Source organism: Acidovorax sp. Leaf160, assembly GCF_001424265.1.
GTDB lineage: Bacteria > Pseudomonadota > Gammaproteobacteria > Burkholderiales > Burkholderiaceae_C > Paracidovorax.
The window spans coordinates 35,823-59,730 of record NZ_LMOV01000027.1 but is presented as its reverse complement, the minus strand read 5'-3'; the positions used below and the strand labels follow the sequence as shown (position 1 = coordinate 59,730).

The 23,908-nt window shown below is 69.8% G+C and carries 22 protein-coding genes; 15 read left to right on the top strand and 7 right to left on the bottom strand.

Annotated features, from left to right (window positions below; translation table 11 throughout):
* Window positions 1-98: 98 nt before the first annotated feature.
* The 6 genes from ASF94_RS17755 to ASF94_RS17735 all read left to right on the top strand — a co-directional run bounded on the left by ASF94_RS17755 (window position 99) and on the right by ASF94_RS17735 (window position 6,967).
* Window positions 99-587, top strand: coding sequence for an Lrp/AsnC family transcriptional regulator (locus ASF94_RS17755; RefSeq protein ID WP_056669568.1), 489 nt, complete (start codon window positions 99-101; stop codon window positions 585-587).
* A 107-nt stretch (window positions 588-694) separates the two neighbouring features.
* Window positions 695-1,894: a threonine ammonia-lyase gene (locus ASF94_RS17750; RefSeq protein ID WP_056669564.1), complete on the top strand. Its 1,200-nt coding sequence runs from the start codon at window positions 695-697 to the stop codon at window positions 1,892-1,894.
* 177 nt (window positions 1,895-2,071) lie between these two features.
* The gene (locus ASF94_RS17745) at window positions 2,072-3,673 is read left to right on the top strand and encodes a glucan biosynthesis protein (protein WP_056669562.1); all 1,602 of its coding nucleotides are present in this window, start codon (window positions 2,072-2,074) and stop codon (window positions 3,671-3,673) included.
* 158 nt (window positions 3,674-3,831) lie between these two features.
* Window positions 3,832-3,984 carry a hypothetical protein gene (locus ASF94_RS21615; RefSeq protein WP_200933137.1) on the top strand — a complete coding sequence of 51 codons (153 nt, stop codon included), beginning with the start codon at window positions 3,832-3,834 and terminating at the stop codon, window positions 3,982-3,984.
* Between the two features lie 98 nt (window positions 3,985-4,082).
* Window positions 4,083-4,811 carry a 7-cyano-7-deazaguanine synthase QueC gene (queC, locus tag ASF94_RS17740; RefSeq protein ID WP_056669559.1) on the top strand — a complete coding sequence of 243 codons (729 nt, stop codon included), beginning with the start codon at window positions 4,083-4,085 and terminating at the stop codon, window positions 4,809-4,811.
* A gap of 293 nt (window positions 4,812-5,104) precedes the next feature.
* On the top strand, window positions 5,105-6,967 hold the full coding sequence (locus ASF94_RS17735) for a phosphoenolpyruvate carboxykinase (GTP) (protein ID WP_056669556.1): 1,863 nt from the start codon (window positions 5,105-5,107) through the stop codon (window positions 6,965-6,967).
* 198 nt (window positions 6,968-7,165) lie between these two features.
* Here the strand turns inward: ASF94_RS17735 and ASF94_RS17730 are convergent, their stop codons facing one another.
* Window positions 7,166-8,074, bottom strand: a complete 909-nt coding sequence (locus ASF94_RS17730) for a LysR substrate-binding domain-containing protein (RefSeq protein WP_056669552.1) — start codon at window positions 8,072-8,074, stop codon at window positions 7,166-7,168.
* Window positions 8,075-8,351: 277 nt separating this feature from the next.
* On the opposite strand from ASF94_RS17730, the gene ASF94_RS17725 reads away from it, so the two are divergent.
* The 5 genes from ASF94_RS17725 (at window position 8,352) to ASF94_RS17705 (ending at window position 12,653) form a co-directional block, all read left to right on the top strand.
* The gene (locus ASF94_RS17725; protein WP_082493406.1) at window positions 8,352-9,071 is read left to right on the top strand and encodes an ABC transporter permease; all 720 of its coding nucleotides are present in this window, start codon (window positions 8,352-8,354) and stop codon (window positions 9,069-9,071) included.
* Window positions 9,068-10,096: an ABC transporter ATP-binding protein gene (locus tag ASF94_RS17720; RefSeq protein ID WP_056669546.1), complete on the top strand. Its 1,029-nt coding sequence runs from the start codon at window positions 9,068-9,070 to the stop codon at window positions 10,094-10,096. Before ASF94_RS17725 ends, ASF94_RS17720 begins: the two co-directional genes overlap by 4 nt.
* 58 nt (window positions 10,097-10,154) lie before the next feature.
* The gene (locus ASF94_RS17715; RefSeq protein WP_056669544.1) at window positions 10,155-11,240 is read left to right on the top strand and encodes an extracellular solute-binding protein; all 1,086 of its coding nucleotides are present in this window, start codon (window positions 10,155-10,157) and stop codon (window positions 11,238-11,240) included.
* A 62-nt stretch (window positions 11,241-11,302) separates the two neighbouring features.
* Complete coding sequence (locus ASF94_RS17710; protein WP_235505428.1) at window positions 11,303-12,091, top strand: ABC transporter permease; 789 nt, start codon at window positions 11,303-11,305, stop codon at window positions 12,089-12,091.
* On the top strand, window positions 12,072-12,653 hold the full coding sequence (locus tag ASF94_RS17705; protein ID WP_082493394.1) for a TIGR00725 family protein: 582 nt from the start codon (window positions 12,072-12,074) through the stop codon (window positions 12,651-12,653). Before ASF94_RS17710 ends, ASF94_RS17705 begins: the two co-directional genes overlap by 20 nt.
* Before the next feature lie 201 nt (window positions 12,654-12,854).
* On the opposite strand, the gene ASF94_RS17700 is transcribed toward ASF94_RS17705, so the two are convergent.
* Complete coding sequence (locus tag ASF94_RS17700; RefSeq protein ID WP_056669541.1) at window positions 12,855-13,295, bottom strand: hypothetical protein; 441 nt, start codon at window positions 13,293-13,295, stop codon at window positions 12,855-12,857.
* A gap of 129 nt (window positions 13,296-13,424) precedes the next feature.
* Here ASF94_RS17700 and ASF94_RS17695 point away from each other — a divergent pair, with 129 nt between their 5' ends.
* Window positions 13,425-14,414, top strand: coding sequence for a LysR family transcriptional regulator (locus ASF94_RS17695; RefSeq protein ID WP_056669539.1), 990 nt, complete (start codon window positions 13,425-13,427; stop codon window positions 14,412-14,414).
* Window positions 14,411-15,259 (top strand): metallophosphoesterase, encoded by an 849-nt coding sequence (locus ASF94_RS17690; RefSeq protein ID WP_056669533.1) that lies wholly within the window; start codon window positions 14,411-14,413, stop codon window positions 15,257-15,259. Before ASF94_RS17695 ends, ASF94_RS17690 begins: the two co-directional genes overlap by 4 nt.
* Window positions 15,260-15,296: 37 nt before the next feature.
* Here the strand turns inward: ASF94_RS17690 and ASF94_RS17685 are convergent, their stop codons facing one another.
* Both ASF94_RS17685 and ASF94_RS17680 read right to left on the bottom strand, forming a co-directional pair.
* Window positions 15,297-15,914, bottom strand: coding sequence for a TetR/AcrR family transcriptional regulator (locus tag ASF94_RS17685; protein ID WP_056669530.1), 618 nt, complete (start codon window positions 15,912-15,914; stop codon window positions 15,297-15,299).
* A 120-nt stretch (window positions 15,915-16,034) separates the two neighbouring features.
* Entirely contained in the window at window positions 16,035-16,952 is a 918-nt protein-coding gene (locus ASF94_RS17680; RefSeq protein ID WP_056669527.1) for a LysR family transcriptional regulator ArgP, read from the bottom strand.
* 90 nt (window positions 16,953-17,042) lie between these two features.
* Here ASF94_RS17680 and ASF94_RS17675 point away from each other — a divergent pair, with 90 nt between their 5' ends.
* Window positions 17,043-18,389 carry a D-amino acid dehydrogenase gene (locus tag ASF94_RS17675; protein ID WP_056669523.1) on the top strand — a complete coding sequence of 449 codons (1,347 nt, stop codon included), beginning with the start codon at window positions 17,043-17,045 and terminating at the stop codon, window positions 18,387-18,389.
* Window positions 18,390-18,408: 19 nt separating this feature from the next.
* On the opposite strand, the gene ASF94_RS17670 is transcribed toward ASF94_RS17675, so the two are convergent.
* The gene (locus ASF94_RS17670) at window positions 18,409-20,073 is read right to left on the bottom strand and encodes an alkaline phosphatase (RefSeq protein ID WP_056669521.1); all 1,665 of its coding nucleotides are present in this window, start codon (window positions 20,071-20,073) and stop codon (window positions 18,409-18,411) included.
* 324 nt (window positions 20,074-20,397) lie between these two features.
* Between ASF94_RS17670 and ASF94_RS17665 the strand changes: the two genes are divergently transcribed.
* Entirely contained in the window at window positions 20,398-20,757 is a 360-nt protein-coding gene (locus tag ASF94_RS17665; protein ID WP_056669518.1) for an H-NS family nucleoid-associated regulatory protein, read from the top strand.
* 134 nt (window positions 20,758-20,891) lie between these two features.
* On the opposite strand, the gene ASF94_RS17660 is transcribed toward ASF94_RS17665, so the two are convergent.
* Window positions 20,892-22,382: an IPTL-CTERM sorting domain-containing protein gene (locus ASF94_RS17660; protein WP_082493393.1), complete on the bottom strand. Its 1,491-nt coding sequence runs from the start codon at window positions 22,380-22,382 to the stop codon at window positions 20,892-20,894.
* Between the two features lie 339 nt (window positions 22,383-22,721).
* Window positions 22,722-23,846 carry a M14 family zinc carboxypeptidase gene (locus ASF94_RS17655; protein WP_235505419.1) on the bottom strand — a complete coding sequence of 375 codons (1,125 nt, stop codon included), beginning with the start codon at window positions 23,844-23,846 and terminating at the stop codon, window positions 22,722-22,724.
* Window positions 23,847-23,908 lie beyond the last annotated feature (62 nt).

Here is a 23,908-nt window from a genome sequence, read left to right as displayed (position 1 = left end):
TTCAAGGCAGTTTAGGCACCCAGGCCGGATATGTCCTTTCTCAATCGTGCCGTGTTTACCCTCGTTCCAGAAAGATCCTTTCTTGAAACAATCGCGGAATGGAAGAACTGGACAAATACGACCTCGCCATCCTGCAGGAACTGCAGACGGACGCCCGGCTGACCAATGCCGAGCTGGCCCAGCGGGTGGGCCTGTCGGCGGCGCCCTGCTGGCGCCGGGTGCGGGCGCTGGAGCAGGCCGGCTTCATCAAGGGCTACCGGGCGGAGATCGACCGCCACAAGATCGGCCTGGGCGTGCTGGCTTTCGTGCGGCTCGATGCCGATCGCAGCACGGGCGGGCTGACGCGCGAGATGGAGCAGGCCATCGCGCAGATTCCGGAGGTGGTGGCCTGCCACTACATCAGCGGCACGGGCACGTTCGAGCTGCAGGTGGTGGCGCGCGACCTGGACAGCTTCTCGCAGTTCGCCCGCAACGTGCTGCTGAACCTGCCCAACGTGAAGGACATGCACACCAGCTTCTCGCTGGGCGAGGTGAAGGCCAGCGGCGCGCTGCCGCTGTCGCACCTGCGGCCCGCGCCCCGCAAATAAGCGCCATATAGGCCTCCCGCGCCCATTGAGCAAAGACCTATTGCTATTACTTTAATAGCATGCAACACACTATCCGCACGCCAGCCGCCTGCACCACAATACCGCCCATGCTCAGCCTCCAAGACATCCAAGCCGCCGCCGCCCGCCTGCAGGGCCAGGTGCTCGACACTCCGTGCGTGGAATCGCAGACGCTCTCGCAGATCGTCGGCGCGCAGGTGTTCCTCAAGTTCGAGAACCTGCAGTTCACGGCCACCTTCAAGGAACGCGGCGCCTGCAACAAGCTCAGCCAGCTGTCGGCCGAGGAGCGGGCCGGCGGCGTGATCGCCATGAGCGCCGGCAACCACGCCCAGGGCGTGGCCTACCACGCGCAGCGCCTGGGGCTGAAGGCCGTGATCGTGATGCCGCGCTTCACCCCCGGCGTGAAGGTGGAGCGCACGCGCGGCTTCGGCGCCGAAGTGGTGCTGCATGGCCACACGCTGGAAGAAGCCCGCGCCCATGCCTATGCGCTGGCCGAGCAGCGCGGGCTGACCTTCGTGCACCCCTACGACGACGAGGCCGTGGCCGCCGGCCAGGGCACGCTGGGCCTGGAGATGCTGCGCGCCGTGCCCGACCTGGACACGCTGGTCATCGCCGTGGGCGGCGGCGGGCTGATCGCCGGCATCGCCACCGCCGCCAAGGCGCTGAACCCGGCCATCGAGATCGTGGGCGTGCAGACCTCGCGCTTCCCGGCCATGGTCAACGCCATCAAGGGAACGCACTACGAACAGGGCACCTCGACGATCGCCGAGGGCATCGCGGTGGGCCGGCCCGGCAAGATCACGCAGGAGATCATCACGCGCCTGGTGGACGACCTGGTGCTGGTGGACGAGGGCGACATCGAGCAGGCGGTGCTGATGCTGCTGGAGATCGAAAAGACACTGGTGGAAGGCGCCGGCGCCGCAGGCCTGGCCGCGCTGCTGCGCTACCCGGAGCGCTTCCGGGGCCGCAAGATCGGCCTGGTGCTCTGCGGCGGCAACATCGACCCCCTGCTGCTGGCGGCCATCATCGAGCGCGGCATGGTGCGTTCAGGCCGGCTGGCGCGCATCAGGGTCAGCGTGCGCGACGTGCCCGGCGCGCTGGCGCGCATCACCGCCACCGTGGCGGAGGCCGGCGCCAACGTGGAAGAGGTGCACCACCAGCGCGCCTTCACCATGCTGGCCGCGCAGAACGTGGAGATCGAGCTGGTGCTGCAGACCCGCGGCCACGCCCATGCGCAGCAGGTGATGGAGCAGTTGCGCAGCGCGCAGATGCAGGTGGAACTGATGTGACGGGCATGGCGGGCGGGGCGCGCGCAGGCCGCCCTGCCGCGGTCCACCCCGCCTGCGCGCGTGACCATGGGCCGAACGCCGCGCTCCTGTAGGAAAACGCCGGCAATCGGCGCCAAAACCCCGATCTTTCACATGCCGTTGCATCCGCCCCCCGGGTTTTCGGCACACTGCGCACCCATGCAAAAACCACAACGACGCCACTTTCTGCGCACTCTCGGCCGCGGCGCCGCACTGGCATCGGCCGGCAGCCTGGGCCTGAACTGGACCCAGGCCTTTGCGGCGATGAAGCCGCTGGGCCAGCCCCGCGCGTTCGACTTCGCCGCGCTGAAGGGCGAGGCCCGGGCGCTGGCCGCCAAACCCTACGCACCGGCTGCGGGCACCATCCCGCCGTCGGTGTCGGCGCTGGATTGGGACCAGTACCAGTCGATGCAGTTCCAGGCCGACCATGCGCTGTGGGCCGATGAAAAACTGCGCTTCCAGGCCAAGTTTTTCCACCTGGGCCTGTTCTTCAAGAAGCCGGTGCACATGTACGAACTGGTCAACGGCCAAGCCCAGGAGCTGGCCTATGACCCGGCCATGTTCGACTACGGCAAGAGCGGCCTGAAAGCGGGCGACCTGCCGCCGGACCTGGGCTTTGCCGGCTTCCGGCTCAACTTCCACACCGATCCGGTGCGCGATGTGGCGGCCTTCCTGGGCGCGAGCTACTTCCGCGCCGTCGGCGGCGAGTGGCAGTACGGCCTGTCGGCCCGGGGCCTGGCCATCGACACCGGCATGGAGCGGCCCGAGGAGTTCCCCGACTTCACCGCCTTCTATCTGGAGCGGCCGGCGCCGGGCTCCAACACCGTCGTGGTGCTGGCGATGCTCGACTCGCCCAGCATCACCGGCGCCTATCGCTTCGCCATCACGCCCGGCGACACCCAGGTGATGGAGATCGACGCCGCGCTCTACCCGCGCAAGGCCATCGAGCGGCTCGGCATCGCGCCCTGCACCAGCATGTTCCAGCACGGCGAGAACGACCGTCGCATGGCCAACGACTGGCGCCCGGAAATCCACGACTCGGACGGCCTCCAGATGTGGCGCGGCAACGGCGAGTGGGTCTGGCGGCCCATCACCAACCCGCCGACCCTGCAGTTCAACGCCTTCGCCGACGAAAGCCCGCGCGGCTTCGGCCTGCTGCAGCGCGACCGCAACTTCGACCACTACCAGGACGACGGCGTGTTCTACGAGCGCCGCCCTTCGCTATGGGTGGAACCCAAGGCCGACTGGGGCAAGGGCTCGGTGCAGCTGGTGGAGATCCCCACCGTCGACGAGACCTTCGACAACGTGGTCGCGTTCTGGAACCCCGAGCGCAAGCCGCAGGCCGGCGAGGAATGGCTGATCGGCTACCGCCTCTTCTGGGGCGCCGAGGCGCCGGCCCGGCCATCGCTGGCGCCCTGCGTGGCCACCCGCACCGGCTTGGGCGGCGTGGTGGGCCAGCCGCGCAAGTATTTCTCGTGGCGCTTTGCCGTGGACTTCGCGGGCGAGAGCCTGGCTGGCCTGGGCCGCGATGCCAAGGTGGAGCCGGTGATCACCGTGAGCCGGGGCCAGATCGAGATCACCTCGGCCCGGCCGCTGGACGCCGTCAACGGCTGGCGCGCCATGTTCGACGTGCGGCCGGACGACGACAGCACGGCGCCCATCACCATCCGCCTCTTCCTGCGCGAGAACGGCCGCCCCATCACCGAAACCTGGCTCTACCAGTGGGTGCCCCCGGCTGCGGCGGACCGCAAACTGGTCTGACGCGCATCGGCGCCCTGGCGCGGGGCAAGGCAAGGCAAGGCACGGCACGGCGGCTGCCGCCCGGCGGCCCGGCCCTCCGGGAAAGGCCGCATGCGGCGCGGCCCCGGCTTGGCTAGAATTGCGTAACTTTTAGGCAGACCACCGCAGGAGACAACCGCATGGCCCACGACAGCACCACGGCACCCCACGCCGGCGAAACGCACGCACCCGACGCCATCGAGGCGATCGTGCCGCTCATGCCCATCGTGCTGCCCGCGGTCGGCGCGGTCATCATGTTCTTGCTGGCGTTCATCGCGATCTACATGGCCTGACCACCCACACACCCTGTCCTGGCCACGCCCGGAGCCCCGCCCAGCGGGGCTTTTTCTTTTTCCGACCCGCCCGTTTTTTTGACAAGAGGATCACCGCCATGAGAGCTGGCCACGCACTCGTTCTTTTCTCCGGTGGACAGGACTCCACCACCTGCCTGGCCTGGGCCCTGACCCATTTCGCACAGGTCGAGACCATTGGCTTCGACTACGGCCAGCGCCACCAGGTAGAACTGACGGCGCGCACCGAGGTGCTGGCCGCCGTGCGGGAGCGCTTCCCGCAATGGGCCGGCCGGCTGGGCGAGGACCACATGGTCGACCTGGCCGTGCTGGGTCAGATCAGCGACACCGCCCTGACGCGCGACACCGCCATCCAGATGACCCAAGCCGGCCTGCCCAACACCTTCGTGCCCGGGCGCAACCTGCTGTTCTTCCAGCTGGCCGCCGCCGTGGGCTACCGGCGCGGACTGCACACACTGGTCGGCGGCATGTGCGAAACCGACTTCTCCGGCTACCCCGACTGCCGCGACGACACGCTCAAGGCGCTGCAGGTGGCCGTGTCGCTGGGCATGGGCCAGCGCTTCACCTTCGAGACGCCCCTGATGTGGATCGACAAGGCCGACACCTGGGAGCTGGCCCGGCAGCTGGGCGGCGATGCCCTGGTGGACGTCATCGTGCGCCAGTCGCACACCTGCTACCACGGCGTGCGCGACACGCTGCACGCCTGGGGCCATGGCTGCGGCGAGTGCCCGGCCTGCGCGCTGCGTAGCGCGGGGCATGCGCAGTGGGTGAAAGCCCAGGCACAGCCTGCGCGTGACCTCGCTCCCTGAAAATCAACGGCATAACCCCATGCATCTTTTGCATGGATTTCCCCGGTGTCTGACAGACACGCGGGGGGTGGGTTCATAAAATCGTCATCCCAGCCGACCCGTGGAAGGCTCGGCGCCGGAGCTCCCTGAACGCACCGGCCGCCGCTCCATTCACCCGCCGACTGAGCATCCAGCCGTTTTTTCAAAGGCAGCGCTCAGGAGTCTCGACAGCGTGCGCCGGCAGGCCGACCACCGCTTGGACGGTGCGTGCGCTTCCTTCGAAAAAACTGTTTTTCAACCTTAGGAAGCTCCCGATGAACGCACCCACCATGCAAGGCCTCGATATCCAGGCCCCCGCATACGTCAAGAACGCCCGGCTGATCGCCTGGGTGGCCGACATGGCCGCCCTCTGCAAGCCCGCCAGCATCCACTGGTGCGACGGCTCGCAGGAAGAGTACGACCGCCTCTGCCAGCAGCTGGTGGACGCCGGCACCTTCAAGAAGCTCGACCCCGCCAAGCGTCCCGGCAGCTACTTGGCCTGGTCCGACCCGTCGGACGTCGCCCGCGTCGAAGACCGCACCTACATCTGCTCGGCGCAGAAGGAAGACGCCGGCCCGACCAACAACTGGATGGCGCCCGATGAGATGCGCGCCACGCTGCAGCCGCTGTTCGACGGCTGCATGGCCGGCCGCACGATGTACGTCGTGCCCTTCAGCATGGGCCCGCTGGGTTCGCCCATCGCGCACATCGGCATCGAGCTGTCCGACAGCCCCTATGTGGCCGTCAACATGAAGATCATGACGCGCATGGGCCGTGCGGTGTACGACGTGCTGGGCGTGGAAGGCGACTTCGTGCCCTGCGTGCACACCGTGGGCGCGCCGCTGCAGGCCGGCCAGCAGGACGTGTCCTGGCCTTGCAACAAGACCAAGTACATCGTGCACTACCCCGAGACGCGCGAGATCTGGTCGTATGGCTCCGGCTACGGCGGCAATGCACTGCTGGGCAAGAAGTGCTTCGCGCTGCGCATCGCTTCCACCATGGGCCGTGACCAGGGCTGGCTGGCCGAGCACATGCTGATCCTGGGCGTCTCCAACCCCGAGGGCAAGAAATACCACGTGGCCGCCGCCTTCCCGAGCGCCTGCGGCAAGACCAACTTCTCGATGCTGGTTCCGCCCAAGGCCTTCGAAGGCTGGAAGGTCACCACCATCGGCGACGACATCGCCTGGATCAAGCCGCAGGCCGACGGCTCCTTGCGCGCCATCAACCCCGAGGCCGGCTATTTCGGCGTGGCCCCCGGCACCAACTACCACACCAACCCCAACTGCATGGCCAGCCTGGACCGTGACGTGATCTTCACCAACGTCGCGCTGACCGACGACGGCGACGTGTGGTGGGAAGGCATGGAAAAGGACACCGGCAAGCTGCCGGACCACCTGATCGACTGGCAGGGCAAGGACTGGACGCCCCAGATCGCCAAGGAAACCGGCGCCAAGGCCGCCCACCCCAACGCCCGCTTCACCGTGGCCGCCACCAACAACCCCGCGCTGGACGAAGCCTGGGACGATCCCAAGGGCGTGAAGATCGACGCCTTCATCTTCGGCGGCCGCCGTTCCACCACCGTGCCGCTGGTGACCGAAGCCCGCGACTGGCAGGAAGGCGTCTACATGGCTGCCACCATGGGTAGCGAAACCACCGCCGCCGCCTTCGGCGCCCAGGGCGTGGTGCGCCGCGACCCGTTCGCCATGCTGCCCTTCATGGGCTACAACATGAGCGACTACTTCCAGCACTGGCTGAACCTGGGCGAGAAGATCGCCGCCTCGGGCGCCACGCTGCCGCGCATCTACACCACCAACTGGTTCCGCAAGGATGAAGGCGGCAAGTTCGTCTGGCCCGGCTATGGCGAGAACATGCGCGTGCTGAAGTGGATGATCGACCGCATCGAAGGCCGCGCCGCCGGCCAGGCCACCGCCTTCGGCGTGGCGCCGCAATACGGCGAGATCAACTGGACGGGCCTGGACTTCACGGGCGAGCAGTTCGACACCGTGACCCGCATCGACAAGGCGGCCTGGGCCGACGAGCTGAAGCTGCACACCGCGCACTTCGACCAACTGGCCTACCACCTGCCCGCGCAGATGCTCAAGACCAAGGCCGCACTGGAAGAGCGCCTGGGCGCCTGAACGCCTGATACCGCCGCGCCGACCCGGCCCTGCCCGCCCCGCGCGGGCAGCGCCCCTCAGAACGTGTTCACGTTCTCACAAGCCCCGCACCACGCAAGTGGCCGGGGCTTTTTCATGCGCTGGCGCAGGGCCTACAAGCGCCCGCAGCTATTGATTCGATAGCACAGCAGCGACCCAGGCCAGGCGAGGCGCCGCGCCTCACCCCAGCGGCCCGCGCGAGCGCGCGGCCTCGTCCAGCAGCCAGGCGCGGAAGGCCGCGAAGGCCGGCAGATGCATGCGGTCGGGCCGGTAGCAGAGGTAGTGGCCCTGCTCCACCACCACCGGTTCGCCGCAAGGCACGCGCAGCGTGCTTTCGGCCAGCTCGTCTTCGACCAGCACGCGCGGCACCAGGGCCAGCCCCAGGCCACTGCGCGCCGCCTGGATCAGCGCCGAATACTGGGCGAAGCGCGGCCCGGCCGCCACCCAGCTCTCGGCCACGCCGTGCTGGCCCGCCCAGCGCGGCCAGGCGGTGGCGGCCTCTTCGTGGTGCAACAGCGTATGGCCCAGCAGATCGGCGGGCGTGTGGATGCGGTGCGGGCCTTCGAGCAGCGCGGGCGAGGCGACCGGCACGAATTCCCGCCCCGCGATGTATTCGGCGACCACGCCGGGCAGTTCGGCCGGGCTGTAGCGGATGGCGGCATCGACCTGCGGCGGCAGGTTCTCGGTGGGCGCGAGGTGCCGGCTGAAGCCCAGCGTGACCTGCGGATGGCGGCGGCTGAAGGCCGGCAGGCGCGGGATCAGCCAGCGCGTGAGAAAGGTGGGCACGCTGGCCAGCGTGACCACGCCCGCATCGCCGCCGCCCGCGCGTGCCTCGAAGCTCGCTGCCTCCAGCGCGCGCAGCGGGCCGGCGATCTTCTGCCAGTAGGCCCGGCCCTGCGGCGTGAGCTGCACGCCGCGCCCCTGCTTGCGCAGGACCGGCACGCCCAGAAAGGCCTCCAGCCCCGCGATCTGCTTGCTGACCGCGCTCACGGTGAGGCACAGCGCCTCGGCGGCGCGGGTCAGCCCCTCGTGCCGGGCCACGGCGTCGAAGGCCAGCAGTTCCTGGATGGTGGGGCAATCGCGCTTCACGGAACTCCTCCTGGTGGCGGGCAACACGCCGGGCTGCGGTGCCCAGACGAACGCATGATACTTTCCAAAAGCTCAAGCTTTGTCATACAAGCTTCACGCAAGCCCAAGCCTTGATTCATAAAATTCCGGCACATGCACTGCCGTTCAGTCGCTGCCGGAAAGTATCCGATTCCGCTGCACGGCCACCGGCCCCACACACCCCACCGTTCCCCGCACGAAAGCAGCGCCCTTGGTTCGCGGCATCACCCTTCTCTACGGCCTCTACCTGCTGCTGCCTATGGGCCTGCTGGTGCTGGGCAGCTTCGGCCAGAGCTGGACCAATACGCTGCTGCCGACGGGCGTCACCGGCCATTGGTATGCCGAACTGTGGCAGGACCCATCTTTCCGCAAGGCCTTCGGCAACAGCCTGGTGGTGGCGCTTTCGGCCTGCGCCATCGACGCGCTGCTGGCGCTGCCGCTGGCTTACGCGCTCTACCACGGCGCGCGGCGCGGCGGCGGCATGGCGGCGCGGCTCGTGTCGGCCATGCCGGTGGCGGTGCCGGCCATCACGCTGGGCTTCGGCTACCTGCTGGTCTTCAACACCGACGCGCTGCCCTGGCTGGGCAGCACGCCGCTCCTGGTGGCAGCGCACGCCATCGCCACCCTTCCCTACCTCACCAACGCCCTGCTGACCGACCTGCGCCACCTGGGCCTGGAGCGGCTGGAGCAGGCCGCGGCCACGCTGGGCGCGGGCGAATGGCAGCGCTTCACCGGCATCGTGCTGCCCAGCCTGCGACAGAGCCTGCTGTCGGGCCTGGTGATGGTGGCGGCGCTCTCGATCGGCGAATTCAACTTCTCCAACCTGTTGGCGGGCTTCCAGAACCGCACCTATCCGGTGGTGCTGCTGCAGGCCTTCTACGGCGCCACGGGCTTCGCCTGCGCCGCCACCGTGGTGCTGCTGCTGCTTGCCGGCATCGCGGCGCTGCTGTCGTCCACCGTTTTCCGCAAGTCCCCATGAGCCTCGTCTTCGATCAGGTCAGCTACCGCTATCCCGGCTCCGCGCAGGGCCTGCACGATGTCTCCTTCGACGTGGCGGCCGGCGAGCTGGTGGCCGTGATCGGGCCCAGCGGCTCGGGCAAGTCCACGCTGCTCAAGCTGGTGGCGGGCCTGGAGACGGGCCACGGCGGGCGCATCGTGCTGGGCGGGCAGGACATGGCAGGCACGCCGGTCCACCAGCGCGGCATCGGCATGGTGTTCCAGAGCTACGCGCTCTTTCCGCACCTGAGCGTGCAGGACAACGTGGCCTACGGCCTCACGCTGCGCAAGGTGCCGGCCGCCGAGCGCCGCCGCCGCGCCCTGGAACTGCTGAAAGTGGTGGGCCTGGCCGAACACGCGCAGCGCGCCGTCACGCAGCTTTCGGGCGGGCAGCAGCAGCGCGTGGCGCTGGCGCGGGCCCTGGCCATCGACCCGCGCGCGCTGCTGCTCGACGAGCCCCTCTCGGCCCTGGACGCCAGCGTGCGCAGCCATCTGCGCGACCAGATCCGCAGCCTGCAGCAGCGCTTCGGCGCCACCACGCTGCTGGTCACGCACGACCAGGAAGAAGCCCTGGCCATGGCCGACCGCGTGGCCGTGCTCAAAGAAGGCCGCCTGCTGCAGATGGCCACGCCGCGCGCGCTGTACGAGCGGCCCGCCTGCCGCGCAGTGGCCGAATTCGTGGGCCTTTCGACCCTGCTGCCCGCCCGCGTGAGCGCCGCAGGCCGCGTGGACGCGGGCTTCGCCGAGCTGGCCGTGCCCACCGCCGGCCGCGCCGCGGGCCAGGCCGTGCATGTGCTGGTGCGGCCCGAGCACGTGCGCGCCGACCCGCCCCCGGGCACGCCCAACCGCCTGGCCGGCACGGCAGGCGCCCAGCGCTACCTGGGCGCGGTCACGCGCTACGACTTCGCCATCGCCGGCGCGCCCCGGCCGCTGCTGTGCGAAGGCGCGCAGCCGGCCCGCGAGGCCGTCGCCATCGCGCCCGAGCACCTGCAGCTGCTGGACGACTGACCGGCCGCGCTCTTCGTCTTCATCCCCCGTCTTTTCCCTTCATCCAGGAGCTTTCCCCATGCAACGCAGATATCTCCTCCAGGCCGCCGGCAGCCTGCCCCTGGCCTCCTGGCTCGCGCCCCGCGCCGCCTTCGCCTTCGAGGGCGCCGAGCTCTATGCCGGCGAGCGCGCCCTGTACGACGAGGCGAAGAAAGAGGGCCTGTGCGTCTCCTTCGACACCGGCCCCGAATGGGCCAACTGGAAATCGCTGTTCCGCGACTTCAAGAAGCGCTACCCCGAGATCGAGCTGACCTACAACGACCTGGGCTCGGCCGCCACCGTGGTCGCGCTGGAGAAGATGCGCCGCCGCCCGCAGGCCGACACGGCGTATTACTTCGCAGCCTCGGCCGTCGATGCGGTGAAGAAGGACGTGGTCGCGCCCTTCAAGCCGCTGCATTTCGACAAGCTGCCCGAGGTCTTCCGCGAGCCCGAAGGCCGCTGGTTCACCATCCACACGCTGAACATCGCCTTCCTGGTCAACAGGAAGCTGGTCAGGAACGTGCCCGCCGGCTGGGCCGACCTGCTCAAGCCCGAGTACAAGGGCGCCGTCACCTACCTGGATCCGCGCAGCACCGGCGTGGGCCAGGTGATGGCCTTCGCCGCCGCCTACGCCAACGGCGGCAGCGTGGACGACGTCAAGCCTGGCATCGACTACCTGGGCCGCCTGCATGCCGCGGGCAACGTGCAGCGCGTGGAAGGCACCACGCCCTACGCCAAGTTCCTCAAGGGCGAAATCCCCGTCTGGATCGGCTACGAGAACGACGGCCTCAAGGCCAAGTACGCCGACGGCATGGGCGACGACTGCGCCGTGGTCATCCCCAAGGAGGCCAGCGTGGCCGCGCCCTACGCCATCAGCCTGGTCAAGAACGGCCCCAACCCCAACGCCGGCAAGCTGTGGCTCAACTTCATCATGAGCACCGCCGGCCAGCAGCTCTTCGCCCAGGGCTTCGTGCGCCCGGCCGTGCCCGGCACGCCGCTGCCCGCCGACATCGCCGCCAAGATGCCCGCCGCCCCGCAGATCCGCCCGCTGGACGTGGTCAAGGCCGCCGCCCGCAAGGCCGAGGTGGACCAGCTCTGGGCCCAGGTGGCGCTGGCCGGCAAGTGACGCGCGGAATCTGACCTGACGTGATCATCCGCCGCTTCGGTGCCTGGCCCGCCTGGGCCTTCATGGCGCTCTTCTTCGCGCTGCCGCTGGCCGCGCTGGTGCCCGAAGCCTTCGCCGAGCGCGGCAGCGCCTTCGGCCGGCTCTTCGCCAACCCGCTGCTGCCCGGCGCGCTGCGCAACACGCTGGCGCTGGGCGTCACGGCGGGCGGCGTCTCGGCCCTGGTGGGCACGGCCGTGGCCATCGAGCTGGCGCGCCAGCCGGCCGCGCGCAGGCGCTGGATGATGGCGCTCCTGGGCCTGCCGCTGGCGTTCTCGGGCCTGGTGATCGCCTACGGCTTCATCCTGGCCTTCGGCCGCGCCGGCTTCGTCACCCAACTGCTCGGCGGCCTGGGCGCCGACCCGGCCCGCGTGGGCGGCTGGATCTACGGCGCGGGTGGCCTGGGGCTGGCCTATGCCTATTACCTGGTGCCGCGCGTGGCGCTCTCGCTCTACCCGGTGTTCGCCAACCTCGACCTGCGCCCCATGCTGGCCGCGCGCACCCTGGGTGCCACGCGCTGGCGCGCCTTCAACGACACGGTGCTGGCCGAGGTCGCGCCCTCGGTGCTGTCCAACGCCTGCCTGGTGGCGGCCATCGCCATGGGCACCTACGGCACGGCGTTGGCCCTGGCCGGCACCCAGCTCAACATCCTGCCGCTGATGCTCTACGCCCAGGTGGGCGACGGCGGCTCCGACTTCGGCGTGGCGGCGGCCCTCTCGCTGCTGCTGATGGCGCTGTGCGTCATCGTGATGGGGGCGGGCGACGCACTGGCGCGCCGGCGCGATCGGACCAAGCATGCAAGCACACAGCACTGAGACATCGACAGGCGCCGCCGACGAAGGCGCCTTCCTGGACACCCTGCCGCCCGCCGTGCGCGCAGCCCTGCAGCAGCTGGCCGAGCGCCAGCGCGGACCGCGGCGCCACCGGCGGCCGGTGGGCATCATCGGCCCGGGCGACGGCGGCGAGCGCGAATGCAGCGCCGCGCGCCAGGTGGCCCGGGCGCTGGCCGGCGCGGGCCTGGCCATCGTCTGCGGCGGGCGCGGCGGGGTCATGGCCGCCGCATCGCAGGGCGCGGCCGAGGCCGGGGGCCTGGCCATCGGCATCCTGCCCGAGGAGGACGAGCGCCACGCCAACGCCTGGCTGGGCGTGGCCCTGCCCACCGGCATGGGCGAGATGCGCAACGCCCTCGTCGCCCGCAGCGCCATCTGCCTGGTCGCCATCGGCGGCAACATGGGCACGCTCTCGGAAATGGCCATGGGCCTCAAATGGGGCACGCCTGTCTTCGTGATGCACGGCGACGTGGCCCTGCCCGGCGCGGTGCCCGTGGCGGACGTGGCCGGGATGCTGGCCCGCGTGGCGGACTGCCTGCTGGGCTGAACCGCCAGCGCGGAGGGGCCGCGCTCCGGCGGCCTCTTTTCCTTCAAGCTTTCAACGCCTTTTTGCGCTGCAGCGCTCTCGCAGCCTGCGCATGCAGCTATCTTTTCAATAGCAAATGCTCAGCAGCGCCCATGAAAAAGGGCACCTTGCGGTGCCCTGAAAACTTCTTTTCGGATCTACGGGCTCTGCGGCCCGGCGGGATCAGTAGTAACGGCGGATGTTGTCCACGGCCATGCCGTTCATGGCGCGGCTCAGGTCGGCCATGATGCGCGCGTCGCGCAGGGCGGCGTTCCAGGTACGCTCGTCTTCTTCCTGGCGGCGCAGGGCTTCGGCCCAGTTGCCGTATTGGGTGCGCAGGCTGGCGACGACGCCGCGGGCCGGGCCGGCCAGCAGGGCCAGCGCGACGAAGGCCACCATCCACAGCACCATCCATGCGGCCAGCAGGTGGCCTTCGCCCCAGGTGTCGATGACCTGGTTGGCCACCACCAGCAGGGACGCCACCACGGCGGCGAGCAGCAGCGACGCGCCGGCACGGGCGCCGTTGAAGTGGGAGAAAGCGTTCTTGACGGTGGCGACGGCGTTTTCAGCGCGTTCCACGCCAGGATGTTCGGTGCGATAGTCGATTTGGACGAAGCTGGTCATGATGAGTACCCTTTGTAAGCCGCTTGTGGCGAAGTTGCCGGGCTGATGGGACGTATCTTAGGGTTTACCCCAAATAGACTCCACTTTATATTTTGAATCCCAGCCATTCACATCCGTGATGATCTGCCCATGCAGCCGCTCAACTTCCGCACGTTCGATCTGAATCTGCTGCGGGTTTTCGATGCGGTGATGTCCGAGCGCAACCTCACTCGCGCGGCCGAGACCCTGTCGCTCACCCAGCCGGCCGTCAGCAACGCGCTGCGCCGGCTGCGCGACGCGCTGGGCGACGAACTGCTGGTGCGCCGGGGCCAGGGCGTGGAGCCCACGCCGAGAGCCCTGGCGCTCTGGCCGGCGGTGCGGGCCGCGTTGGCGCAATTGCAACAGTCGCTGGCGCCCGGCGCGTTCGAACCCGCCACCGCCAACACCACCTTCGTGCTGGCCATGGCCGACGCCACCGGTGCCACGCTGATTCCGCCGCTGGTGGAGATCGTCGAGCGCGAGGCGCCCGGCGTGTCGCTGCGGGTGGTGCCGCTCACCACGCGCGACCCGCGCCGCCTGCTGGACGACGAGGCAGCCGACATGGCGGTGGGCTACTTTCCCGCCGTGATGGCCGACCTGACGGCACGCGCGCAGTCCGGCAACCTGGTCGCGTACGAAAGCACGCGGCTCTACGACGGCGAATACGTCTGCGTGATGCGCCAGGGCCATCCGCTGGCGCAGGTGCCGCTCACGCTCGACAGGTTCTGCGCGGCACGCCACCTGCTGGTGAGCTTCTCGGGCCGCCCCTACGGCTTCATCGACGAGGCACTGACGGCGCTGGGGCGTGAGCGCCGCATCGTGCTCACCGTGAACCAGTTCTTCACGGCCGGCCGGGTCGTGGCGGCCAGCGATCTGCTGACGGTGCTGCCGCGCCATTTCGTCGGCGTGGCCAGCCTGAAGGACGAGCTGGTGTGGCGCCCCCTGCCCATGCCGCTGCCCACCGTGCATGTGGATGCGCTGTGGCACCACGGCCGCAGGCACGACCCGGCGCACCGCTGGCTGCGGCAGGCGATGGAACGGTCGGGCTTGCGCAGCGGTGCGCCGCACGACTCCGCGCGCCCGCCACAATCGGACGCATGAAGATTCAACTGCTGTCCGACCTGCACCTGGAGACGCATCCGCATTTCACCGCCACGCCCGCGCCGGGCGCCGACGTGCTGGTGCTGGCGGGCGACATCGGCTCCTACCAGGAAGGCTCGATGCTCGCAGACGAGGACTTCGGCCTGGCGCGCTTCTCCCCGCTGCCCCAGCATGCAGGCTGGCCGGTGCCGGTGCTGTTCGTCCCAGGCAACCACGAGTACGACGCGCAGGACTTCGACGCCGCGCAGAACCGCCTGCGCCGCACCTGCGAGCGCCTGGGCATCATCTGGCTGGAGCGCGAGACCGTGGTGCTGCAGGGCGTGCGCTTCGTCGGCACCACGCTCTGGAGCGACTTCGATGCGCTGGCCGAGCAGGAAGGCAGCGCGGACGTCGCCCGGCGCCTGCGCCAGCGCGAAAAGGCTTTCCGCGCCGCCAATTTCTATTTGCGCAAGACCGGCGGCACCCGGGCGGGCGAGCCCTTCCTGGCGCAGCCCATGCGCGAGGAATCGCTGGCCTGCCAGCACTGGCTGCGCGAGGCGCTCGCCGCCCCGTGGGCGGGCGGGCCGACGGTGGTCGTCACCCATTTCGCACCCAGCCTGCGCAGCGCCGACCCGCGCTACGGCCTGGTGCCGGGCACGGCCGGTTTCTGCAATGCGCTCGATGACCTGCTGCCGCAAGCCGACCTGTGGCTGCACGGCCATCTGCACGCGCCCAGCGACTACACCGTGCAGGGCACGCATGCGGACGGCTCGCCCTGGCGCTGCCGCGTCGTGGCGAACCCGCTGGGCTATGCGCGCAAGGGCGAGCAGGTGGCCTTTCAGCCGCACGGAACCGTGACGGTGTGAGGCGGCGGCGCGGCCCGGCCCGGCGGACGCCGTGGGGTCAGCCCCGCGCCGCCAGGCCCGACAGGCAGCTGTCCACGGCCCAGTCGACGATCTGCGCGTCGCTGTAGGTGCCGCGGTCGCGCAGCAGCCGCAGCATCGGGTCGGCCGATCGGGCGAAGATGGCGGACATCACCACGTCCGGCGGCAGCGCCGCGTTGATCTGGCCGGCCTGCTGCGCCTGCTCGATCCAGGCGATCACCAGCCCGTGCAGGTCCCGCAGGGCGGCCTGGTAGGCCTCGCAGGCCTTCAGCGGGCCGGCCAGGCCGGAGTTGCGGCTCAGCATCAGCGGCATCTCGTCGGTCAGCTGCAATTCCAGCAGCCAGCGCAGCAGAGCACGCAGTCGATCCAGCGGCGGCAGGCTGGCCGGCAGCTCCTGCAGAAAACGTTCGGCACGCTCCACCACGTGCACCATGGCGGCGGCGCACAACTCGTCCTTGCCGGCGAAGTGCTTGTACAGACTGGCCTTGGCGATGCCGACGGCGCAGGCCACGTCGTCCACGGTCATGGCCTCGAAGCCTTTTTTGCCCATCAGGCGGCTGGCAGCGGTGACGATGGCTTCCTCGCGCGCCTGGTGCATCTGCTCTTTGAAGGAGCGGCGAAGCTGCGGGATATTCATCACCCCAATCTTATCGATAGCCTCTGTCACTGAACTGTCAAAACCCTACAGTCAGATACATTTTGTTGCACCCGGGAGACAGCTGCGCGCACGGCGGGCAGGCCGCACGCGGAATCGCGGTCACACCGGCGGTGCCAGCTGGCGTGCGGCAGCGCCGGTCAGGGCGGCGGTCAGGGCGTCGAGCACCTCCGACTCCAGGTTCCAGCAGTGCCAGTAGAGCTGCACGGGCAGCGCCTGGCCCGGGGCCAGGTCCACCAGCCGGCCATCGGCCAGGAGCGGGCGGGCCAGCAGTTCGGGCACCACGCTCACGCCCCAGCCAGCCGCCACGGCGCGCACCTGGCCCTCGGAGCTGGGCACGAACAGGTGGTTCAGCGCCACGCGCTTGAGGCCGAATGTGCGGGCGACGAATTCAGCCTGGAGGTCGTCCTTGCGATTGAAGGCGATGAACGGCACGTCGCGGAAGTTGTACGCCGTGAGACCCTGGGGCAGGTAGCGGTAGGCAAGGTCGGGCGCTCCGATGGCCACATAGCGCATGGCGCCCAGCGGCACCACCTTGCAGCCGCGCAGCGCGCTCCCCAGCGTGGTGACGCAGCCCAGCACCTGGCCGGAGCGCAGCCATTCCTGGGTGAAGTCCTGGTCATCCGCGATGATCTCCAGCGGCAGCCGTTCGCGCACCAGGCCCTGCAGCGCGTCCAGCGCCCAGGTGGCGATGCTGTCGGCGTTGATGGCGATGGAGATGCGCTCGTCCTCGCGCCCGCCGCCCGGGGCGCTGGGCGCCAGCTCCTGCAGGTCGCGCTCCAGATCGGCGCGCAGCAGGCGCAGCTGCTTCGTGTGCTTGAGCAGCAGCTGGCCGGCCGTGGTGGGCCGTAGCGGCCGGCTGCGCACGATCAGCACCGAGCCGACCTGCGCCTCCAGGGCGCGCAGCCGCTGCGACACGGCCGACTGGGTGACGTTCAAGCGCTGTGCGGCACGCTCGAAACCGCCCTCTTCCACGATGGCGGCCAGGCACTCCAGCGCGGCGGGGTCATAGGTGCTCATGGCGGGCTCTTCAATAAGTTGGGCTGATGAAATCGGAGCAAGTTTAATTTTGCTTTTATTTCCCGCCGGCGCGCAGCACACTGACCAGCCATGAAAACCCTCGTTCTTGGCGCCGGCATCATCGGCATTTCCACCGCCTGGCATCTGCTCGAGCGCGGCCACGAAGTCACCGTCGTCGACCGGCAGCCGGACGCGGCGCTGGAGACGAGCTTCGCCAACGCGGCGCAGATCTCGGTGAGCTACTGCGAGCCCTGGGCCAACCGCAGCGCGCCGTGGAAGGCGCTGAAATGGATGTTCGACAAGGAAGCGCCGCTGCTGTTTCGCCCGCAGCTCGACCTGGAGCAGTGGCGCTGGTGCCTGAAGTTCCTGGCGCAGTGCAATGACGCGGCCTTCGAGCGGAACGTGCAGCAGATCGTAGCGCTGGGCGCCTACAGCCATGCCGCGCTGAAGGACGTGGTGCGCGCCACCGGCATCGAATACAACCGGCTGGAGCGCGGCATCGCCCACTTCTATACCGACCAGGCGTCGTTCGACGCCGCCGGCCATGCGGTGGACTTGATGCGCCGCCACGGCGTGCAGCGCCGCTTGGTGAGCCGCGACGAGCTGCTGCAGATCGAGCCGGCGTTCCGCGCCTATGGCGACCGCATCGCCGGCGGCACCTACACCCGCACCGACGAGAGCGGCGACGCCCGTGTCTTCACCCAGGCGCTGGCCCGGCGCTGCGCCGAGCGCGGCGTGCAGTTCCTCTACGGCCACGACGTGGTGCGCCTGAACCAGGCCGGCGACGCTATCGAATCAGTAGCAGTCACCCCCCGCAATACGGGCGCCCAGGGCACGAATGACCTCAAGACCCTGACGGCGGATGCCATCGTGGTGGCCTGCGGCTCCTACAGCGCGCCGCTGCTGCGCACGGTGGGCGTGCGCCTGCCGATCTACCCGGGCAAGGGCTACAGCGCCACCTTCCCGCTGCTCAAGCCCGAGGGCGCACCCCTGGTCTCGACCATCGACGATGGCAAGAAGATCGCGATGAGCCGGCTGGGCAACTTCCTGCGCGTGGCCGGCACCATCGAGCTGGGCGGCTACGACCTGTCGCTGGACAGCCCGCTGGCCCGCGCGCGCTGCCACATGCTGTCGCGCCGCATCGAGGAAATCCTGCCCGGCGTATGCGACACGCGCACGCCCGAGGAAGGCGGCAACCCGCAGTACTGGACGGGCCTGCGCCCGGCCACGCCTACCAACATCCCGTTCATCGGCAAGACCCGCCTGGGGCGGCTCTGGGTCAACGCCGGCCATGGCACGCTGGGCTGGACGCACGGTGCGGGCTCGGGCAAGGCGATGGCCGAGCTGATCAGCGGCGCGCGCCCGGAGATGGCGTTCGGCTTCATGGGCGTGGATACGCCCCGGCGCGGCGCGCCGGCCACGGCGCTGGCGACCTGATCGCCACGGCCCCGGGCTCTCACGCCGGGCGCGGCCCCGGCACACCGTCGTCCACGATGAAGCGCGCCTGCGTGGCGATGCCGCTGTCCGGCCGTGCCACGTCGTCCACCACCCGCAGCGTGGTGGTCCAGCGCTCGGGCGTCACCTCCGCCACGCCGTAGCCGCGCTGCTCGGGCCGGGCCAGCAGGATGTGCGGCTGGCGGCGCACGATCTCCGCGGCCCGCTCCGGGGGCACACGGCTCAGCGACGTGACCGAGGTGCCGCAGAACTCGCTGGCCACCACCGGCGACCGGGGATCGGCGAAGTCGGCCAGCACGCGGCAGACATAGTTCTGGTGGATGTCGCCACCCAGGAAGATGGTGTTGCGCGGCCCGGCGGCCCGCACCGCGTCCAGCACGCGCTGGCGGCTGGCGGGATAGCCGTCCCAGGTGTCGGTGCTGTAGCGCTCGGCGGGCGGCTGCGCTGTGTTGCGCTGCGAGAACAGCGTCTGCTGCGCGATCACGCTCCAGCGCACGCCGCCGGCCGCATCCTGCGCCAACCCCTCTGCCAGCCAGCGCTCCTGGTCGGCGCCCAGCATGGAGCGCGATGGTGCACGCAACTCGCCACAGCGCCGGGGCGACACAGATCCCTCCGCCGCGCCGCCCGGAACGCGGCAGGCCTGCCGGTCGCGGTACTGGCGCGTGTCCAGCACGTGGAAATCCATGAGCCGTCCCCAGGCATGCCGGTCGTGGATGCGCACCGCATCCAGGGTGCCCAGCCCGGCCAGCCCCCGCCGCAGCACCGAGGCGCGCAGCGGCATGTTCTCGTAGAACGCCTGGTAGCCCGCATTGCGCCGCGCCAGAAAGTCGGCAGGCGCGCCCATGCCATCACGGCCGGCGTAGTCGTTCTGCACCTCGTGGTCGTCCCAGGTCACGAGCCAGGGACAGGCGCGGTGCGCGGCCTGCAGTGCGTCGTCGCTGCGGTAGAGGACGTAGCGGTCGCGGTAATCCTGCAGCGTGGTGGCGACCGGCAATGCGTGGGTGCGCACGAACGGAGGATCGGGCGGCCGGTGGGGCAGTGCGTACTCGTAGATGTAGTCGCCCAGGAACAGCACCAGGTCCACGTCTTCCTGCACCAGATGGCGGTAGGCGGCATAGTGGCCATGCTCCCACCGCTGGCACGAGGCAAAGGCCAGGCGGGTCTTGCGCGGCATCTCGCCCGGGGCCGGCGCGGTGCGGGTGCGGGCCGTGCGGGTGACGGCATCGCCGTGCATGAAGCGGTAGAAGTACCAGCGGCCGGGCGCCAGGCCCGCCACCTCGACGTGCACCGCATGCCCCAGCACGGCCAGCGCCTGCGCCTGGCCCTGGCGGACGATGCGCTGGAACGCCTCGTCTTCGGCGACCTCCCAGCGCACGGTCAGCATGTCGGGCAAGGCATCGCGCGAAGCGGTGGGCCCGGCGTCGGCGCCGGGGGATGCCGGCGCTTCGCCTGGAGCGGCTGCCAGCGCGGCCCCGGGCACGGGGCCCGCCAGCAGCCGGGTCCACAGCACGAAGCCGTCAGGGGCTGGCGCGCCGCTTGCCACGCCCAGCGGAAACAGCTCACGCTGGCGGAAGGTGGCCGACCAGCCCCATCGCGGCAGTTGGGCGGCGGCCGCAGCGGCGGTGGCAAGGCGGATCAGATCACGGCGGTGCAGGGACTGGCTCATACGGGCGGGCGAGGAAGCTGCCCGGATTGTCCATCCGCCAGCCAGGTGGCCGCCGGTGACGTGGGCGGGCGCGAGATGACGTGGGGTGGCCTGCGGAATTCAGGCAGGCACCCACACCCGGACATTCCGTGCGGACTTTGCTCCAGCGATGCCGCGCCCCATGGGCCGGCGGGATAATCGCCGCTTCGACGTGCCGCAGCGGCTGGAGCCGTGATGCCCGGCCCATGAACGGCGCAGCGCCCGCCCGGACGCGCTCCCCGCCCTCGGTGGAGCCGGGGGCTCGCGCAGCCCGGCGCGTTTTTCGAGAACTCTTCCTCACCCCTGATGACCACTGACTTGAAGCAACTGCTGGCCGCCCGCGCCGAACTGGAAGCGCAGATCGCGCAGGCCCGCGCGGTGGAGTCCAAGGCCGCGCTGGCCCAGATCCATGCCTGGATCGACGACTTCGGTTTCACCGCCCAACAGGTTTTCCCGTGGAAGGCACCGGCCGCCAAGAAGGTGGCCGCCAAATACCTCGACGAAAAGACGGGCGCAACCTGGACCGGCCGAGGCAAGCCCCCGGCCTGGATCCAGGGCAGGAACCGGGACGATTTCCTGATCGACAAGCCCAAGCAGGAGCCATCGAGCCAGGCGCCTCTCCTGGCCGAGATGGCAGCTGCTGCCTACCGCAACCAGCGCCGCTGATCCGATGCGCGACCGGGCGCGCTGCCAGGCTGCGGCGCCACCGCGCTTTTCTTCCTGACCGGCCTTTCGCCCCCGCGCAGGGTGGCAGGCGGCAGGCGGCTTGGCGGCCTCCCCACCGCGCGCTGCTGCAGCCGTCAGGGCTTGGCCGTGCGGCGCAGCCGCAGCATCGCCAGCCCGGCCATCGCCATGGACAGCAGGATCACCGCCCACTCCCCGAGGGTGGGCAGCGGTGTCTTCTTGGTCGGACCGACAGGGGCATCTTTGTCGTCGTTGCGCACGAGCACGTCGGCGCTGGAAGGGCTGTCCAGCTCGTAGTCGCCGGAAGCCGGCGGCGTCGCCAGCGCCACGGTCGCCGTGACCTCGCCGTCGCCCGGCGTCGTATTGGGCGTGGCCGTCACCGTGCATTGCGCGGAGGTGGCGCCCTGCGGCACCTGGACGGAAGCGCCGCAGGTGGTGCTGTAGCGCGGGTTGTCGGTGGGCGACGTCAGGGCGACTTCCAGGCCGCCGGCAGGAGCGGGCTGATCCAGCGTGACGGTGCAGGTGGAGACGTTCCCGTCCGCATCGACCAGCGACGTGGGCGTGCATTCCAGGCGTGCCTTGATCTTCGGCAGGCAGGCCGCACCGTCGCTGCCGTCGGAGGTTTCCGTGGAGTGCCGGCCCTCCAGCGTGCCGCCGGGCACGGTCATCACATTCGTCTGGAACGTGTTGTAGAAGGCGAACTTGCCGCTGGGCAGCCGCGCTGCCGCCCCGTAGGGAAAGATGCCCAGGTTGGGCGCCAGGTCGGTGACGGCGCCGGTGGCGAGTTCGATGCGGTAGCTGGTCGAATTGCCGAAGGTGCCCCGCGCCTTGGCGACTCCGTAGGCATACTGGCCCGCCGCGTCGATGGCGAAGTCGCCCGACTGCGCGCCGGGGATGTTCTTGCTCAGCGTGATGGTGCTCACATACTGCGGCGGCGATTGCGTGACGTCGATGCGAAACAGCTGGTTCAAGGCCCCGCCCTGTTGGAAGCTGGCCAGAATCATGTGGCCAGAGACGGGGTCGATGTCGGCGGCATTGAAATTGGGGCCCAGCCGGGCATCGGTCGCACCATCGACGCGCGTGCCGTCGTCGCTGGAATCGGTTTGATAAACACCCAGCCCGCGGACAATACCCAGATTATCCACGCCGTCGCGTCCATAACGCAGCATTTCATAATGCCGCGTGTGCGTCTTCCATTCCTCTCGCCAGGTACGGCCCTGCAAGTCCCAGCCAGGTTCGTTGATGCCGATAGCCCGCATCGCATAGATATACCCGTCTTTGCCCATGCCCGCCGCCACCGTCGCGCCCGCGTTGCGCGACAGGTCCCGGGGCGACGGAGTGGGCGCGGTCTGTCCGCTCCAGACCACGGTGCTGGCGACGGGGTCCCCGGCGTTCGGGGGCACGGTGGACAGCTGCAGAATGGTCTGGGGCGCCGTGTCCGGGGTTCCAGGCTCGATGTAGCGCATCAGGTAGAACGAGTCCGAACCGGCCGCGCACCGGGGCAGCGGCGCGCCGGCCGCGGCCCATGCGCCGGCCGAACTGAAAATGCCCAGCGCCGCCCAAGCCAGCACGCGGTAGCGACATGGCAAAACCGTCCGCATATCCATGGAAATTCTCCCGGCGTATGAATGCGGACGATTTTGTTGTGTCGCGATGTATTTTGATGTAGCGCTTTTCCAGCGTTATGGATTATTCACAATCAAGCCAGATTGCAAACAATGATTGAACAACCTTGATTTACAGATAATCGCGCTCCGCGATGGCCGGATGCATTAATCGCCAAGCGTTAAGCGTTAGACATCCACCGTTATTCGTCGAATGCAGCGTGCAGATCCTGCGCGCTGTGCAATGGCGAAGAAATCCAGCGCTGATTGGCACCGTCATGTGGCCACCGGAAATCGCCACAGGCCCAGGCAGGGGCCCGCGCGGGCCCCGCCCCCACCGGATCAGGACGCCGTGCGACCGGTGCCGTCGCGCGCCAGATGCGTGCCCATCCAGCGCAGCAGGTCGCGCCACATCTGGCGCACCTGCTCTTCCTCGGGCATGCGCAGCTCGTGCTGCAGCTCGATGGTCACCACCGGCATGCCCTGGCGCACGCTGCCGTAGTGGCCCAGCGAGCCCGGGAAGATGCCCAGCTGGTCCAGGCGCAGCCGGCCGAGGCGGCTGGGCGGGGGCACCGGGCCGTCGTAGTCGAGCACGCCGTACGGCGCATGGATGCTCACCACCAGGTCAGGGGCGAACTGTTCCATCTGGTCGTAGAGAAAACGCGATTCCGGCTCGGACAGGGGCTCGGGCCCGGGCCAGCGGCGCGGGTCGCGGCGGGTGCGCTTTTCCCAGTAGATGGGCGCGTCGCGCTCCCAGTTCGGCGTGGGGAAGTTGCGATTCAGATCCACGCCGCGCGCATTCACGCGCGTGGGCTGCCGGGCGAGGAGGCCGTCCGGATTCAGGATGGGAATGAAGCGCCAGTGCATTGGCAGCGTGGACGACGCATCGCCCACCTGCCTTTCGGCCAGGGTCACCCACCGCAGTGCGAGCGCGGCCGACGTCAGCTCGTCGCCGTGCATGGCGCCGACCACCAGCACCCGGAGCGGTTCGGCGGCCCCGCCGGCGCGGGCGCTGGCCGGAGGCGTTGCCGGCGGGCCCACATCGCGCCAGTAGAGCGGCGTGCCCTGGACCGACGCGGCACCGCTGTCGGCCAGCCGCGTGGCGGCGCAGGTCGCCGCGTCGATGGTGGGCAGGCGCTTGAGAAAGCGCTGGCAGGCGGCGGCTGCGGCCTCGGGCGACGCGGCCTGCAGCGGCTGCGCCGGGCGCGCGGCGCTGTCCGCCCGCTTCGGCGTCAGGCTCCGGCCGCCTGTTCCGGGCGGCTGCGCGTTCGCCATCGAGGCGGGGGCTGCGACTGCAGCTGCGACTGTGGCGGTTTGGGGCAAGGCGCGGGGGCCGAGCAGTTGCAGTGGCGCGTCCGCCCCTTCGGCGAACAGCGCGGCGCCCAAGGGCCCGCGCGTGGTGCCCTGCCCGTCCTGCAGCGATGGCCGCAGCTGCCAGCCGCCCCAGGCCAGCGCGATCGCGGCCACGGCGGCCGCTGCGGGCCCGGCCCAGCGCCTTGCGGACGGCGGCGCGGCGAGCGGCGCGTGCT